The 265-nt window shown below is 34.7% G+C and carries 1 pseudogene; it reads left to right on the top strand.

The window, feature by feature from the left end:
- Window positions 1-253 (top strand): annotated as a pseudogene (locus V6260_RS18540) (transcriptional regulator, SarA/Rot family); the annotation flags it as partial.
- Window positions 254-265: the final 12 nt, after the last annotated feature.

Below are 265 nucleotides of genomic sequence, written 5' to 3'. Positions count from 1 at the left end.
CACACAGCGCGATAAAGCACAAATAGCACGGCTAGTTAAAGATCTTATTGCGTTAATCCTTATTAATAAGCAAGCAAGCGAGCACGACAAACGTTGTTTTATTTTGTCTCTCACTGAGCAAGGCAATACATTGTTTGATAAGTTATTAGCGTCTTAGCAGCAAATAAATGATCAAATGTGGAAATATTTAAACCCTCTGCAAATGAAAGACTTTTTAAATACAGCACAACTAATGATCAAAAACATGGATTGATCGTCTTTCATT

Source organism: Pseudoalteromonas aliena, from assembly GCF_038155085.1.
GTDB lineage: Bacteria > Pseudomonadota > Gammaproteobacteria > Enterobacterales > Alteromonadaceae > Pseudoalteromonas > Pseudoalteromonas aliena_A.
The sequence above is the reverse complement of the archived record's forward strand: the minus strand, read 5'-3'. Positions and strand labels throughout refer to the sequence as shown.